The organism is Pseudomonas fluorescens (genome assembly GCF_902497785.1).
Taxonomy (GTDB): domain Bacteria; phylum Pseudomonadota; class Gammaproteobacteria; order Pseudomonadales; family Pseudomonadaceae; genus Aquipseudomonas; species Aquipseudomonas fluorescens_BO.
On the sequence record NZ_CABVHK010000018.1, the window covers coordinates 128,174 to 142,855 of the forward strand.

General features: G+C 59.2%; 15 protein-coding genes. 6 read left to right on the top strand and 9 right to left on the bottom strand.

The genetic code is table 11. The features are described from left to right. The first annotated feature begins 112 nt into the window (after positions 1–112). Positions 113–925 carry an alpha/beta fold hydrolase gene (locus F8N62_RS24775; protein ID WP_150713133.1) on the top strand — a complete coding sequence of 271 codons (813 nt, stop codon included), beginning with the start codon at positions 113–115 and terminating at the stop codon, positions 923–925. 113 nt (positions 926–1,038) lie between these two features. Here the strand turns inward: F8N62_RS24775 and dsbG are convergent, their stop codons facing one another. The 6 genes from dsbG to F8N62_RS24805 all read right to left on the bottom strand — a co-directional run bounded on the left by dsbG (position 1,039) and on the right by F8N62_RS24805 (position 7,105). Then, a complete protein-coding gene (dsbG, locus tag F8N62_RS24780; RefSeq protein WP_150713134.1) occupies positions 1,039–1,809 on the bottom strand; it encodes a thiol:disulfide interchange protein DsbG in 771 nt (256 codons plus the stop codon). After that, entirely contained in the window at positions 1,785–2,651 is an 867-nt protein-coding gene (locus tag F8N62_RS24785) for a TlpA disulfide reductase family protein (RefSeq protein ID WP_150713135.1), read from the bottom strand. The genes dsbG and F8N62_RS24785 overlap by 25 nt, the downstream gene beginning before the upstream one ends. Further along, positions 2,651–4,387 (bottom strand): protein-disulfide reductase DsbD, encoded by a 1,737-nt coding sequence (dsbD, locus tag F8N62_RS24790; RefSeq protein ID WP_150713136.1) that lies wholly within the window; start codon positions 4,385–4,387, stop codon positions 2,651–2,653. Before dsbD ends, F8N62_RS24785 begins: the two co-directional genes overlap by 1 nt. Positions 4,388–4,475: 88 nt before the next feature. Beyond that, on the bottom strand, positions 4,476–5,429 hold the full coding sequence (locus F8N62_RS24795; protein ID WP_150713137.1) for a sel1 repeat family protein: 954 nt from the start codon (positions 5,427–5,429) through the stop codon (positions 4,476–4,478). A 170-nt stretch (positions 5,430–5,599) separates the two neighbouring features. Continuing rightward, positions 5,600–6,334 carry a hypothetical protein gene (locus F8N62_RS24800; RefSeq protein WP_150713138.1) on the bottom strand — a complete coding sequence of 245 codons (735 nt, stop codon included), beginning with the start codon at positions 6,332–6,334 and terminating at the stop codon, positions 5,600–5,602. 48 nt (positions 6,335–6,382) lie between these two features. Then, the gene (locus F8N62_RS24805) at positions 6,383–7,105 is read right to left on the bottom strand and encodes a hypothetical protein (protein ID WP_150713139.1); all 723 of its coding nucleotides are present in this window, start codon (positions 7,103–7,105) and stop codon (positions 6,383–6,385) included. A gap of 264 nt (positions 7,106–7,369) precedes the next feature. Here F8N62_RS24805 and F8N62_RS24810 point away from each other — a divergent pair, with 264 nt between their 5' ends. The 5 genes from F8N62_RS24810 (at position 7,370) to F8N62_RS24830 (ending at position 11,853) form a co-directional block, all read left to right on the top strand. Beyond that, entirely contained in the window at positions 7,370–8,053 is a 684-nt protein-coding gene (locus F8N62_RS24810; RefSeq protein ID WP_150713140.1) for a response regulator, read from the top strand. After that, on the top strand, positions 8,050–9,375 hold the full coding sequence (locus F8N62_RS24815; protein ID WP_150713141.1) for an ATP-binding protein: 1,326 nt from the start codon (positions 8,050–8,052) through the stop codon (positions 9,373–9,375). The genes F8N62_RS24810 and F8N62_RS24815 overlap by 4 nt, the downstream gene beginning before the upstream one ends. A 193-nt stretch (positions 9,376–9,568) precedes the next feature. Then, a complete protein-coding gene (locus F8N62_RS24820) occupies positions 9,569–10,090 on the top strand; it encodes a GNAT family N-acetyltransferase (protein ID WP_150713142.1) in 522 nt (173 codons plus the stop codon). 41 nt (positions 10,091–10,131) lie between these two features. After that, positions 10,132–11,544 (top strand): aspartate aminotransferase family protein, encoded by a 1,413-nt coding sequence (locus tag F8N62_RS24825; RefSeq protein WP_150713143.1) that lies wholly within the window; start codon positions 10,132–10,134, stop codon positions 11,542–11,544. Positions 11,545–11,625: 81 nt separating this feature from the next. After that, on the top strand, positions 11,626–11,853 hold the full coding sequence (locus F8N62_RS24830) for an MbtH family protein (protein WP_150713144.1): 228 nt from the start codon (positions 11,626–11,628) through the stop codon (positions 11,851–11,853). A 234-nt stretch (positions 11,854–12,087) separates the two neighbouring features. On the opposite strand, the gene F8N62_RS24835 is transcribed toward F8N62_RS24830, so the two are convergent. Genes F8N62_RS24835 through F8N62_RS24845 form a run of 3 tightly spaced genes read right to left on the bottom strand, consistent with a single transcriptional unit; the run spans position 12,088 to position 14,648 of the window. Then, positions 12,088–12,990 (bottom strand): metal ABC transporter substrate-binding protein, encoded by a 903-nt coding sequence (locus tag F8N62_RS24835; RefSeq protein ID WP_150713145.1) that lies wholly within the window; start codon positions 12,988–12,990, stop codon positions 12,088–12,090. Then, complete coding sequence (locus tag F8N62_RS24840; protein WP_003226663.1) at positions 12,991–13,890, bottom strand: metal ABC transporter permease; 900 nt, start codon at positions 13,888–13,890, stop codon at positions 12,991–12,993. Then, complete coding sequence (locus tag F8N62_RS24845) at positions 13,890–14,648, bottom strand: metal ABC transporter ATP-binding protein (protein WP_191632436.1); 759 nt, start codon at positions 14,646–14,648, stop codon at positions 13,890–13,892. The genes F8N62_RS24840 and F8N62_RS24845 overlap by 1 nt, the downstream gene beginning before the upstream one ends. Between the last annotated feature and the right edge of the window lie 34 nt (positions 14,649–14,682).

Genomic DNA, 14,682 nt, shown 5'->3' on the forward strand with positions numbered 1-14,682 from the left:
GTCAGTTCAAACACCAAAAATCCAACGGTACAAACCCGTACATTTTCGCGATTGACTGTGGGTGACTGGCAGACCAGTCTCCCCACTCCATTTCTGCCTGCGGAGACAGCCAATGCCCTTCGTTACGATTGACGGACAAAAGCTTCACTACATCGATCAAGGCACCGGCCCGGCCGTGCTGCTGGCCGGCAGCTACCTGTGGGACCACGCCCAATGGGTGCCACAGGTTCTTGCCCTGTCGCAACATTACCGGGTGATCGCCCCGGACCTGTGGGCCCATGGTCAATCCGGGCCACTGCCCGCCGGCACCACATCGCTGGATGACATCGCACGTCAGCAGCTGAAGTTGCTGGATCATCTGGAGATCGATCGCGTCACGCTGATCGGCCTTTCGGTCGGTGGCATGTGGGGAGCGCGTCTGGCGTTGGCGGCGCCGCAGCGCATCCAGGGTCTGGTGCTGATGGACACTTATCTCGGCAGTGAGCCGGAGCCGACCCGCGACTATTATTTCTCATTGTTAAAGCAGATCGAAGACACCGGCGAGGTAACCCCTGCGTTGCTGGATATCATCGTGCCGATCTTCTTCCGTCCCGGCATCGATCCGCAGTCGGCGCTCTATCAGGGTTTCCGGGCTGCGCTGGCCGCACTGCCAGCGGATCGTCTGCGCGAAAGCATCGTGCCGATGGGCCGGATTACCTTTGGGCGCGATGACCTGTTGTCGCGTCTGGGCGAGTTGAAGGGCCATACCACGCTGGTGATGGGTGGCGATCAGGACATCCCGCGGCCGCCGGCCGAAGGGAAAGAGATGGCCGGGCTGATCGGTTGCCCGTTTGTGCTGGTGCCGGAGGCAGGGCATATCTCCAATCTGGAGAATCCGCGGTTTGTGACTGAGGTGCTTGTGGAGTTTCTGGTCCAGAGAAATTAGTCGTTTGTACTGACGTCTTCGCGAGCAGGCTCGCTCCCACAGGAGGAATGCATTCCAAGGTGGGAGCGAGCCTGCTCGCGAAGGTGGCACCACAAAATCTGCGGCAGGACTATTTATTTTGGCCCGAGGATCTTCACCAACTTCTCTGGTGAAGGCGCGCCTTGTTGCTGTTGCAACTCACCCTTGTCGTCCATGTAGAAAATCGCTGGTGTGGCCTGCAGTTCCAGGTCTTCCATCAACTGCATGTTCGCCGCCAGTTTCGCCTGAATCGCGGGCGGGACGTCTTTGAGGGCCTTGAGCGAGCTGGCCTTGCCGGCACTTTCGTGGTCCTGCAGGGCTTTTTGCGGATCTTTGGCTGCGAGCAGCGCGGCGGATTTCCCCGGGCTGTCTTCGCGGATGATCCCGACCATGATGTGCCGCAACTGCACCTTGCCGGCCTTCACCCACGGCCGCGCCTGTTCCCAGAACATGTTGCAGTAAGGGCAGTTCGGATCGCTGAACAGGTACACCACGCGCGGTGCGTCCTTGTTGCCGTCACCGATCCAGTTGCTGGCTTCCATCTTGCCCCAGACTTCCTTGGCCATCGGTGCGTAAACCAGTTTCTGCAACGGCGCGCTGCTCAGGTCGTTGCCTTCGGCGTCGTACAGATTGCCCAGCAACACGTGCTTGCCATCCGGCGTCAGGTACAGCGCCATGGCGCGGCTCTGGTACTGGGCGGCATAACCGCGCAGGCCGTCAGGCGCATCGAACTGGCCAACGATCTTCGCGCCTTTGGCTTCGATCTTCTTGATCGCTTCGGGCAATTCTTCGGCAGCCTGTACCGACGGCAGGTGCAGCAGGGCGGCGCCCAGGGTCAGCGTCAGCAAGTGGCGGAGGCGGGGCATGGCAGTTTCCTTGAAGAGGTGGAAGGTGTGGCCGGATTCGCGGTGTCAAAGTTTTCCAGGGCGCGAGCCAGGCTCGCTTCCGACAGTTCGCCCAGATGGCTGCCCAACAAGCGACCTTCGGGGCTATAGAACAGCGTAGTCGGCAACGCCATGGAACCGACGGCCTGACCCAGACGGCCGCCGCCATCGAACAACACGTTGGACAGGCTCAAGCCCTGGGTTTCCAGATAAGTACTGACGCTTTGCATGCTTTCCGCCTGATTGACGAACAGGAAGGTCAGGTCCGGGCGGTGTTGCTGGGCGTTTTCCAGCACCGGCATTTCGCGGCGGCACGGTGGGCACCAGGTGGCCCAGAGATTGATCACCAGCGGGCCACCCTTGTAGTCGGCCAGTTGCACGGTCTCACCAGCGGCATTGCGCAATGTAATGTCGGGCAGGCGCGTGCCTTGTTCGTAAATCGTCAGGGAGAAGGTTGCGAGCAGCCAGAATGCCAGGCCGCTGCCGACGCCGAAGCCCAGCGGACGGCGCAGGCCCGGGCGACGCCAGCCGCGATACATCGCGGCGAGCACCAACGCAATGACCCCTGGCCAGGCGAGAAAACCACCGTCGCGCAGGTCGATGACTTGCCACGGATCATCCCGATAATGTGCCCAGTAAAGCGCCACGAAACTGATCCGGGCTGCCAGCATGCCCAATAAAAACAGGCTGAACAGTACCGACTCGGGATTCTCACCACCGCGTTTGGCCACCCGCCAGCCGACAAACGTCGCCAGTGCCAGGGCACTGATCAGCAGCAGATGGTTAAGCGCGATGGCAAACGTGCCGAGGGTAAAAGTCAGCATTAACGGGCGTCTCGGGTGGTGGTCCAGCGTTGCAGGAAGGTGTCGGCATCGACCTCTCCGGTGATGCGCTGGCTGCGCCGTTCGATGCCGTCGGCGCCGATCCACAGAAAACTCGGCGGCCCCGGCACTTTATAACGGCCGAGCAGTTCGCGGCTGGCGGCATTGTCGGCGGTGACGTCCAGCCGTAGCAAGCGCACATCGCTCAAGGCGGCGAGGACGTGAGGTTTGCCGAAGACGGTTTTTTCCATGACTTTGCACGACACGCACCAGTCGGCGTAGTAGTCGAGCAGCACCCACTGGCCTTGCGCCTGTGCCGCGTCGAGTTCCCGTTGCAGCGCGGCGGGATCCTTGATGGTGGTGAAGGCCTCATGACCGACGGGACCGGCAACGGTGCTTGAGTTTGAAGCGCTGTAGACCTGCAACGGTTTGAACAGATCATCGCTGCCGCCCGCCGCACCAATCATCAACAAACTGCCCCACACGCCGAGCAGCAAGGAGCTGGCTCCGAACAGTTGCGCCACGCGGCCGAAACCGTCCGATTGTTTCCAGGCACTGTAGGCGGCAATCAACAGCAACGCACCCCACAGGCCGACCCATAGCGACTCATCCAGCACCGGCCGCAACATCAACAGCGCTGTGGCGAGAAACAGAAAACCGAACACACCTTTGAGCAGGTTCATCCAGGCGCCGGGTTTGGGCAGGAAGCGATTGCCGACCGTCACCAGCAACAACAGCGGTATGCCGATGCCGATGCCCATGGCGAACAGGATCAAGCCACCGTGCAGCGCATTGCCGCTTTGCGCGATGTAAAGCAGGGCGCCCGCCAGCGGCGCAGTCATGCACGGGCCGACCAGCAAACCGGACAATGCGCCCAGCACGCCGGCGCCAATCAGGCTGCCACCGCGCTGATTGCGCGAGACGTTTTCCAGTCGATCACGCACCGCCACCGGCAGTTGCAACTCGAAGAAGCCGAACATCGGCAACGCCAACAACACAAACACCGCGGCGAAACTGCCCAGCAACCAGGGGTTCTGCAACAGCGCCTGCACATTCGCCCCGAGCAGTGCGGCCACAACACCCATCGCGGCATACACCAGCGCCATGCATACGACATAGCTGGTGGCCAAGGCAAACCCGCGTCGTGGCGAGGCGCCGCTGCCGACGATCAGGCCAGCCAGAATCGGCAACATCGGCAATGAACACGGGGTGAAGGCCAATAGCAGGCCGAGTCCGAAAAACACCAGCAGACTCCAGCCCAACGCCCGTGTTTGCAGACCGCTGGCCAGCGTTTGATCCGGCGCTTCATTCTTTAAAAGAGTGGCCGCATTACCGCCAAGGTCCACGACCTGGGTTTGCGGCGGGTAACACAAACCGGCATCGGCACAGCCCTGGAAGCCAACCTTGATCTGGCCGGTAGCTCCGGCTGGGATCTTCAGTTCCAGCCCCTGCCGATAAACCGGCTGTTCGCCGAAGAATTCATCACTGTGGGATTCGCCTTCAGGCAATACCGGATGCAGCTCGGCGGGCAACCCGTCGAACTTCATGCGTTTCTGGTAAAGGTAATAACCGTCGGTGATCTGCCAGTAGAGCTGGGTTTCACCGGAGTCGAGGCGCTCGGAGGTGAAGACAAACGCCTTTTCCACCGGCAGAAATTCAGGTTTGGTATCGAACGGACTGGTCCCTGCCTGGGCCACAGCCGAGATCAAGAGAACAAAAAATAAAAACAGACGACGCATGGGTAAGCCTTTCCCTGTGCAGGTGGGGTGCACAATGGGAGGCGGCGATTAACCGATGATTAACCGCGCGCCTGTACACCGGGCCGGATTAGCCGACGTCGTTGAACGTCAGCCTGAACTCGGACATCGCAGGATGAGTGAGCTCCCATTGTTTCGCGAAAGCTTTACCCGCGGTGATTTGTTCTTGCGTCATATCCTCGGCGATAGCCGCGAGGTTCCCCCTTGCTTCGGTGTGTCGACGAAACTCTCGCGTGGTTTCGATAACCAGCCAGATCAAGCCGTACCCTTTGACCAGGTCTTGCGTGGTTCCGTATTCGGTATCGACGCCGTCGTCATTGGCGTAGACACCGCCGAGTGCATACCCGTATTCCAACAGCCCATTGACGTCGCTGAGCGCTGCGCGTTTTTCCATCCATTGGCGCCTGACGGGAAGATTCACGCTGACAGGAGGGCGGTTGGCATACCAGTGGATCGCTTTCGAAAAACCGCCAACGGCGGCGGTTTGCAACAGGGTGTCGATGGTCGAGCGACGTAATACGCCATCGGCAATCAGCGTCTGGTCTTTGTCGTATTTGACCGCGAGGATGTACTTGGCCTCCATGGAGCCGGCGTCCGCTGCCTTTTTCAGGGTTTCGATCTTTTGATCCATTTCGTAAAGCTCAAGCATGGCTTCAGCATCGCCTTTATCGGCATTGGCCTGTGCCAGGTCCTTGGCTTTTTTGAGTGAGGCGGCGTCCGCCAGTCGTATCAGGGCGTAAACGTGGTTCTGGGCGCCAGCCAGTTGAAACCATTTTTTTGCGTCGTCGGTCACACTACCTGCCTGGCGCCTTGTTACCTCACCCAGCGCGTATTGCGAGGCACTGTCGCCGGCGCTGGCACCAATCGTCAGATAAGTTTTCGCCTGTGCAAATTCGCCGAGGTTATATAACGCCAACCCCTTGGCGGCGGCTTCACTGGTTTGATCTTTAATTTGGTTCACGCGGCTGCTCAGGGTGTCACAGAGGTTGAATAGGGTCGCTAAAACGCTTGCATGGGAATACATGATAAGTACCTGTTTCAGTTGAATTGGATTGATTGCTACCCGACTCAGACTATTGAACAGTGCGCCCCTATGTGCGGTATATATGTATGGCGTTGCTGAAATTTCTATCGAGAGACTAGAAACAAACAGATGAGGCACGATCAACCGCGTGTTGAAAGCTCGCCAGGCATTCAGTCGCGCAACAAGCCTGGCCAGGTTTCGTCGTTGATTTTGACCGGACCAGTCTCGATTCGGTTGTCTCCGATGTTGTATCTGATGCACTCGTTGTTTGTCAGGAAAATATAGTAATAACGGTTAAAGGTTGGGTGGTCATTTTGAACGGCGCCAATAATTCGATTTTTGTAGCGCTCTAGTCCCGGGTAGTATTTGTCCGTGATAGGGACGTGGTTGATCTTCGGAAACTTGTAGACGCCCTCGTAGATGAGTTCCAGGTTGAGGAAGTTGCCGTCGTTTAAGAAAAAGCGAAAGGCGTTAGGGTGGCCACGAGGATACCACCATGTGCCGGCAACGATTCGGTCGAAATAGGGAAGCAACTGATGCCATTTCGAGTCTTTCACGCGCTGAACGCTAAGGACCTTGTCCAGATCCTGGTCGTACCGGCACACCGTGGGTGTATCGTCCACGTAATAAAAGAGCCATAAAACATCAAGTTCTAATGCACTCTCAGTGTGCGAACCGTCTATTTTCGAATGAAATGCGGTCGTCGTGAAACCGAAACGCAGGTCCTTGGCGTGCGAGTGAAAGTCATGCCAGTTGCTGGCGTTGATATTTTTGGGATATCCCGGTTCGACCGCACCGACAGCAAGATCAAAACGGGAATATTTGTTGATGTCCTTGAAGAAAAAGTAAATTTTATCCTTGCCGGCTCGCCAATCGACGGCAACAAAATTTTTGAGTGCTGGCATGTCAGATTCCTTTCTGTTTTTCAGGGTTGTTAAATGGGTATTTGCAATTCAACCGCGGAGCAGCCCGTTCCAGTGATCGCCGACGTTTTTTACACCCCCGCCCTCCAGGCGGCTTTTACTGATGTTGTATTTCAGGTAAACATGCCCGGTCATGAAGATATACAGAAATCTGTCGTTCAATAGGTCGCCATCTATCTGTACCGCGGTGATGAATTGTTCAGCATAAGCGGCGTACGGTGCGAGACCTGGCCAGGTACTGTTGTTGATGTCGGCGACGACAAGTTTTTTGCTGTGCCAGTCAAGTTCGAGGTATTTGCCATTGTTTAAAATGAATCTGAAAGTGGTGTCGCCGCTGGATCTAAAAGGTCGTTGCCAGAAGGTGCCTGCAATAATGTTATCGAAGTAGGGCAGTAGCATGCTCCATATCGATTCGCTGACGGGCGTGAAACTGACGGGCACGTCTGAATCCTGATCGTATTCGCATACCATGGGCGTTTTTCCATCGTAATAAAATAACCAAAGGATATCGGTATCCCATCCAACTCTGTCGCTCCCGACGATCCGGTCTGTGGAGAATCCGAAGCGCAAGTTTTTTGCGTGCGGGTGGAAGGCTCCCCAGCTGTTTTGATTTATCGCGGCGGGATAGCCCGCTGGAACGCTATCATCACTGTTGTTGTATCGCGAAAAAGTGTTTGTATCTTTGAAGAAGAAGTAGCAACGATCTTTTCCTGAGCGCCAGTCGACGGCGACAAAATTATTTAGTTTAGGCATGATTTTTTTCCATTCTGTTTAGTGGGTAGTTGTGGGTGAGTTGTTTGATTGGGTGTTTTGCTGTCGAGCAAATCTTATATTTAAGTATTGGGTTTTTTATAGACTTTTTTTAGGGTTGAGTGTTTCGGTTTGCAACTTGGTTAGAACGCTTGTTTGTTCTAATTAATGGATGAAAACAGTGCTGTTCGTTGCCGGGAGCGTTTGCCATAATTGCGCCTTAATCCTCACCTGTTTGACTCGCGTTTTTGCCTTGGGGGCTCCCGCATGCACGTACTGGTTTGCGAAGACGACGAGCTGATCGCCAGCGGCATTGTCGCCGGCCTCACCGCTCAGGGCCTGACGGTCGAGCACGTGGCCACCGCCTCGGCGGCGCGGGCGATGCTCAAGGTCGCCGAGTTCGACGTGATGGTGCTCGACCTCGGTCTGCCCGATGAAGACGGTTTGAAGTTGCTGCAACAGCTGCGCCATGGCGGGCTGGAAATCCCGGTGCTGATTCTCACCGCGCGGGATTCGGTCACCGACCGTGTCGACGGACTTCAGGCGGGCGCCGATGATTACCTGCTCAAGCCGTTCGACCTGCGCGAACTCGCCGCACGCCTGCACACCTTATTGCGGCGAGTGGCGGGACGCAGCGTCAACCTGATCGAACACGGTCGACTGACATACGACCCGAGCAGCCGCGAAACCATGCTCGGCGGTCAGTCGGTGGACCTTTCCCGCCGCGAACAGTCGCTGTTGCAAGCCTTGCTGCATAACCGTGGCCGGGTGCTGTCCACTGAGCAATTGAAGGACAGCGTCTACGGTTTCAACGACGAACTGGAAAGCAACGCGCTCAACGTGCATATCCATCATCTGCGGCGCAAACTCGGCAATGGCATTGTTGAGACCGTGCGCGGCCTGGGCTATCGCCTGGGGCCGGCCGATGGTGGTGAGGAATTGAAAAAGTGATGAGCCTGCGTTTGCGCCTGAGCCTGACACTCGGCGCCGCTTTTGCACTGATCTGGGCGCTGGCGGCGGCCTGGATGCTCAGTGACCTGCGCAACCAAATGATGTTTTCCCTCGACCAGCGGCTGGTGGCGTCGGCGCGCATGGTTGCCGGCCTGATGGAACAACTGCCGGCATTGCCGAGCAAGGGCGACGGCACTCACTTCAGTGCCGAACAGCTGAACATTCCGGGTGGCATGGCGTGTCAGGTCAGCTCGCTGCGCGGTGAAATCCTTGCCCGCAGTCACGCCGATCCGCAGCAAACCCTGGAAGCCGAACGATTGGGTTTCCACGATCAGATGATCGATGGCGCGCCATGGCGCAGCTTTACCCTGGCCCGTGGCGATGTGCGCATCACCACCGCCGATCGGCAGATTGAGCGTGAAGCCTTGAACATGTCGATCCTGCTCGCCGCTTCGGTGCCGGTGGGCGTAGCGTTGATCGGTTGTCTGTGCCTGTTGTGGCTGGGGATCGGGCAGGGACTGGCGCCGCTGAACCGCATGCGCGATGCCTTGATGCGCCGCAGTGCCGACTCGCTGGAGCCCTTGCAGATCCAGCCGTTGCCCAGTGAACTGCAACCCTTGCTGGACACCCAGAACCAGTTGTTCTTGCGCATCGGCAAGACCATCGAGCGCGAGCGCCGCCTGACCGGTGATGCGGCTCACGAGTTACGCAGCCCGCTGACGGCGATCAAGACCCATCTGCAAGTGGCGCGCATGACCGATGGCGCGGCGCGGGATCAGTCCCTGGCCCGGGCCGAAGAGGGCGCCGACCGTTTGCATCGCACGCTCGAGCAGTTGTTGTTGCTGGCGCGGGTCGAGGGCAGTCTGTCATTCGATGACGGCGTGCAATGCAGCGCCGAACAAGTGGCAAAACTGGCGATTCAGGATGCCGCTGGCGGTGATCGTCAACGCATCACGTTCAAAATGCCGGCGACCCTTTCCCATGCCCCGGTGCAAATGCCTGCCGTGCTGTCGATTGCGGCGCTGCGCAACCTGCTGGATAACGCACTGCGTCATACCCCGAATAACGGTGCCGTGGAACTCAACCTGGAAACCACCGGCAACCGCGTACGTTTCGTGGTCCGCGACCATGGCCCGGGCATTGCTGCAGACGATCTGCAACACCTGACCCAACGATTCTGGCGCAACGGTCAAAGCACCGGCTGCGGTCTGGGTCTGGCGATTGTCCAGGCGATAGTCCAGCGGTGTGGCTGCACCCTGCATTTCGACAGCCGGCCGGATGGGCTGCGCGTTGAGCTGAGCATGCCGTTGCAGTCCATCTGACTCCCCCCGCATAGGAGCGGCCGAAGGCTGCGATCTTTTGATTTGGCTTCGAAAAAAAGGTCAACAGATCGCAGCCTTCGGCAGCTCCTACAGGGCTGCACATCAAATGTAACCTCTCTTCATTGGCGTTCCGGCGGCGAGCGGCGCTATCGTCGCCGACAGCTTTTTCTCAATGGATTGAGGTCACAGCGCCATGGATGCCTCCCTACACATCTGCAAGGCCACCCCCGCCGACGCCGGCATCATCAGCCGGATCATCGAGCGTTCCATCCGCGTCGGCTGCGCCCTGGACCATCGCAACGACCCGTCAACTGTCGACACCTGGATCCGCCACAAGGCCATCGAAAACATCCAGCCGTGGCTGACCGACCAGCGCCTGTACCTGAATATCGCCCTGCTGCAGGAAAAACCGGTCGGTGTCGCCATGGCGACGATCAGCGGCAAGGTTGCGTTCTGCTATGTGCAGCCGGAATGGTTTCGACGCGGTGCGGGACTGGCGCTGGTCCGCGATCTCGAAAGCTGGCTGATCGACAACGGGCTGGCGCAGGCCCGGCTAAACAGCACCCGGACCAGCGAAGCGTTTTACCGGCATCTGGGTTATCAGCCCTGCGGGCAAGCCTTCACCGTTGCCGGGCTCCATGCCATCCCCATGCACAAGGCGCTGACCTTGCCTCCATCGAAAGCTGATCAAGGGTCTAAATCCCCGACGCCTTGATGCGTTTCCAGAACAGGAAAACCTTTTTGAGGGGTCGAGAGATGTCAGTCGCTACCAGCCTTATGGAAGATCAGTCGGCCCGGATCACCCCGGCGCCGACCGAAACGTTGTATGAGTTCAACGATTCGCCACTGCTGGTGCGCCAGAGCCAGCAGGAGTCCAATGCCCGCAGCTACCCGCGACGCATTCCCCTGGCCCTGAAGCGCGCCAAGGGCATTTATGTCGAAGACGTCGAAGGCCGGCGCTTCATCGATTGCCTGGCCGGCGCGGGCACGCTGGCGTTGGGGCATAACCATCCGGTGGTGATCGAAGCGATCCAGCAAGTGCTGACCGATGAACTGCCGCTGCACACCCTCGACCTGACGACCCCGGTCAAGGATCAATTCGTCCAGGACCTGTTCGGTCTGTTGCCGCCGGCCCTGGCGGCGGAAGCGAAAATCCAGTTCTGCGGCCCGACCGGGACCGACGCGGTGGAAGCCGCGCTGAAACTGGTTCGCACCGCCACCGGGCGCAGCACTGTGTTGTCGTTTCAGGGCGGCTATCACGGCATGAGCCAGGGTGCGCTGAGCCTGATGGGCAGTCTGGGGCCGAAAAAACCCTTGGGCGCTCTGCTGAGCAGCGGCGTGCAATTTATGCCGTACCCCTACGATTACCGTTGCCCGTTCGGGCTCGGGGGCGCGCAGGGCGTGCAGGTCAATCTGAACTATCTCGACACTCTGCTGAACGATCCCGAGGCCGGCGTGCAATTGCCGGCTGCGGTGATCGTCGAAGTCGTGCAGGGCGAGGGCGGGGTGATTCCGGCGGATCTTGACTGGTTGCGCGGCGTGCGCCGTATCACCGAAAAGGCCGGTGTGGCGCTGATCGTCGATGAGATCCAGAGCGGTTTTGCCCGCACCGGCAAAATGTTCGCGTTCGAGCACGCGGGGATCATTCCGGATGTGGTGGTGATGTCCAAGGCCATCGGCGGCAGCCTGCCGCTGGCGGTGGTGGTTTATCGCGACTGGCTCGACACCTGGCTGCCGGGCGCCCATGCCGGGACGTTCCGCGGCAATCAAATGGCGATGGCGGCGGGTTCTGCGGTGATGCGCTTTCTGGTTGAACACAAGGTCTGCGAGCATGCCGCTGCGATGGGCGAACGCTTGAGCGAACACTTGCGGATTCTGCAGCGGGATTTTGCGCAGATGGGCGATATTCGCGGTCGCGGCTTGATGCTCGGTGTCGAGCTGGTTGACCCGACGGGCGCGCCGGATGCACTTGGACACCCGCCGATTTTCGGTCGTATGGCGCCGCTGGTGCAGCGTGAATGCCTCAAGCGTGGGTTGATTCTTGAGCTGGGTGGGCGTCATGGCGGGGTGGTGCGCTTCTTGCCGCCACTGGTGATTACCGCAGCGGAAATTGATCATGTAGCGCAGATTTTCGGCCGGGCCATGACCGCCGCAACCGCCAGCCTCTAAATTTTTCGGGCTGCGCAACGTTCTTTCTACATAACGGCTGCACACGCAGTGCGACCTACCTTACAGCGATGGAGAGACACCATGACGTCAGTATTCGACCGCGAGGACATCCTTTTTCAGGTCGTGGTCAACCACGAAGAGCAGTACTCGATCTGGCCTGACTACAAAGCCGTGCCGGCTGGCTGGCGCACCGTGGGCAAGAGTGGGTTTAAAAAGGAATGCCTGGCCTACATTGAAGAGACCTGGACGGACATGCGCCCGTTGAGTTTGCGCAAGAAGATGGAAGAGCAGGCGGCAGTGGCTTCCTGAAGATCTCGAGCAAAAAGAAGCCCGCTGGACCAGTAAGGTCAGCGGGCTTTTTTTGGGACTGGTATTTGCGTGAATCTGATACGAAACCTGTGGGAGCGAGCCTGCTCGCGAAGGCGGTGGGTCAGCCAACATCAATGTTGAATGTGAGTCCGCATTCGCGAGCAGGCTCGCTCCCACAGGATCTTCAGCGCACTCACAGCCTGGGTAAAAAGCAATAACGCGAGGCGACTGGCGTTACGCCCCGCTCAACCCCTTGATCACCAAATCCACATTCCCTTCCAGTTCGGCCACCGGATCCGCCGCGTCCACACTCAACACCACCAATCGACTGCCCGATTCGTCAATCACTGCTTTGAGCGCGTCCGACGGCTGCCGATGATGCAGCACCACCGCTACTTCATTGTCCTTCAGTGTCGCACCCAATGCTTTCAACGCCTCTGGCGTCCATTCGGCATCCGGTCGTGCATCAAGGCCAACCAGTTCCAGATTGAGCCCGCCAATCAGATAGCCAAAATGATCGCTCAGACTCATCACACTCAGATTGTCGGCTTTGGCGAGCCGCGCTTCGCTGTCGGCGCTGAATTTGAGCAGGCGCTGCTTCAGCGCTGCAAGGTTGGCTTCGATTTTCGGTTTGGCCTCCGGTGCCAGGCGCACCAGGTCCGCCGCCATCACGTCCGCCATCCGTCCCATGTTGTTACTGGAAAACCATGGCTGGCTGTTCAAGCCATCGACCTTGTTGCCCGGCTGCACGGCGATGCCGGGCAGTGCACCGTCCACCGGCCGCGCAGCGTCGACTTCGATGATGCGAATGTTGCTGCGCCGGGAGATCGGGTACAGCGGATCATCCGCCCACAGCGAGCGCAGCCCGATCACTGCATCGGCGTCGCTCGCCAGTTTGGCCAGCGCCGGCGCGCCACGGCCGGTGAAGTAAGCGGTCTGACGACTGCCCGGCAGGTTCGCCGGCGCAGCACGCTCCAGAATAACGTTAGTGCCTTTGAGCAACACTTCGCCCAAACCATAAGTGATCGGCAGAGACGCCAGCACGTGCAAGGGTTTGGCGTTGTCCGCCGCAAACGAGGTAGTGACCAGGCCGCACAGTGCAACGGCCAGGGTCAGTCGACGCAGAGAAAATGACATTTATCCGAGGTTCCCTTTCAGGCTTGGGACGACACCGCGCGCAATGGCGGCGAGGGCGAAGGCGATACCGGCGACCAGAATGATCGCGGCGCCGGACGGGATAGGCAGGTCGAAGACAATCGGTGCGAGAATTCCGCAGAGGGTGCTGACCGTGGCGATCAGCACCGAGCACCAGAAGAAACCCTTCAACGATTGACTGAGCAGCCGCGCCGCCGCCGCTGGAATCACCAACAGTGCACCGACCAGAATCGCGCCAATGACTTTCACCGCCGCCACGGTGATCAGCGTCACCAGAATCACGAACAGATAATCCAGGGTCTTCACCGCCACGCCGCGCACCGCCGCCAGTTGCGGGTTGAAACTGGCGAGCATGATGCGGTTGTACAGCGGCAGGGCGAGCGCCATGACCAGCGAACCGACGATGGCCAACACCAGCAGGTCATTGCCATTGACCGTCAGCACCGAACCGAACAGCACGTTTTCCAGAATGTGCACGTTGATCTTGCCCGCCAGAATCAGCAGCAGACTCGCGCCCAGCGCCAACGACACCGACAGGAATACGCCGATCAGCGTATCCGGCGCCAGGCCGGTGCGGTTGCGCAGGTAGTTGAGCAGTATCCCGAACAACAGGCAGTAACCGAACAGACTGCCATAAGGCCCGGTGTAGGGTTCGCCGAGCAAAATGCCGATGGCCACCCCGGTCAATGCCGCGTGCCCCACCGCTTCGGAGAAAAAAGCGAAACGCTTGACCACCACCAGCGTACCCAAACCTCCCAGCACCGGGCCGATCAGCAGACCGGCGAGCAGGGCGTTGACGACGAATCCGTACGCCAGCGCTTCCGGCAGATAACCCGAAGACGCCCAGCCCTGTACCATTAAACGAAAGGCTTCGTAACTCATCAGGCAGCGCTCCGTGGATGGGTCGAAAACAGGGTCAGCAAGCGTTCCGGGGTCAGTGCCTGTTTCGGTGTGGCATCGAACAAAACGCGGCGATTGAGCCCCGTGACGCGGTCTGCCAGACGCCCGACCGCTTCCAGATCATGTTCGATCCACAGCACGGTAATGCCGCTTTCACGCCAGTCGCCGAGTAGCTTTTCAAACACCCGAATGCCGGCCTCATCGAGGGCCGACATTGGCTCATCGAGCACCAGCAATTGCGGTGCCGGAATCAGCCCTTGCGCCAGCAACACGCGCTGGCGCTCGCCGCCGGACAGCGCGCCCATGCGCCGTTTGCGTTTGTCCTGCATGCCGACCCGTTCCAGCGCCTCGCCGATCGCTGCTGCGTAATGCTTGCTCAGCCCCAGGAACGCCGGACGGCGTTGACACATCGCCGCCATGAAATCGTCAACGGTCATCGGCAAGCCGCGATCAAATTCCAGCGCTTGCGGCACATAACCGATGGTTCCAGGTGCGCCCGGCCATTGCAGGCTCAGGCGACCCTGATGAGGCATCTGCCCGAGCAGGGTTTTGATCAGCGAACTCTTGCCGCCGCCATTCGGACCGACCAGCGCGTGCACGCTGCCGGGCTGAACCTGGAAAGTCACTTGGTCGAGGATCGTCGTGCGGCCCAGCGTCAGGCTGACCTCAGCAAAATCCAGCGTAGGCCCGCAGACCTGTGGGAGCGAGCTTGCTCGCGATTGCGATGGGTCAGTCAACATCGATGTCGACTGACACTCCCTCTTCGCGAGCAGG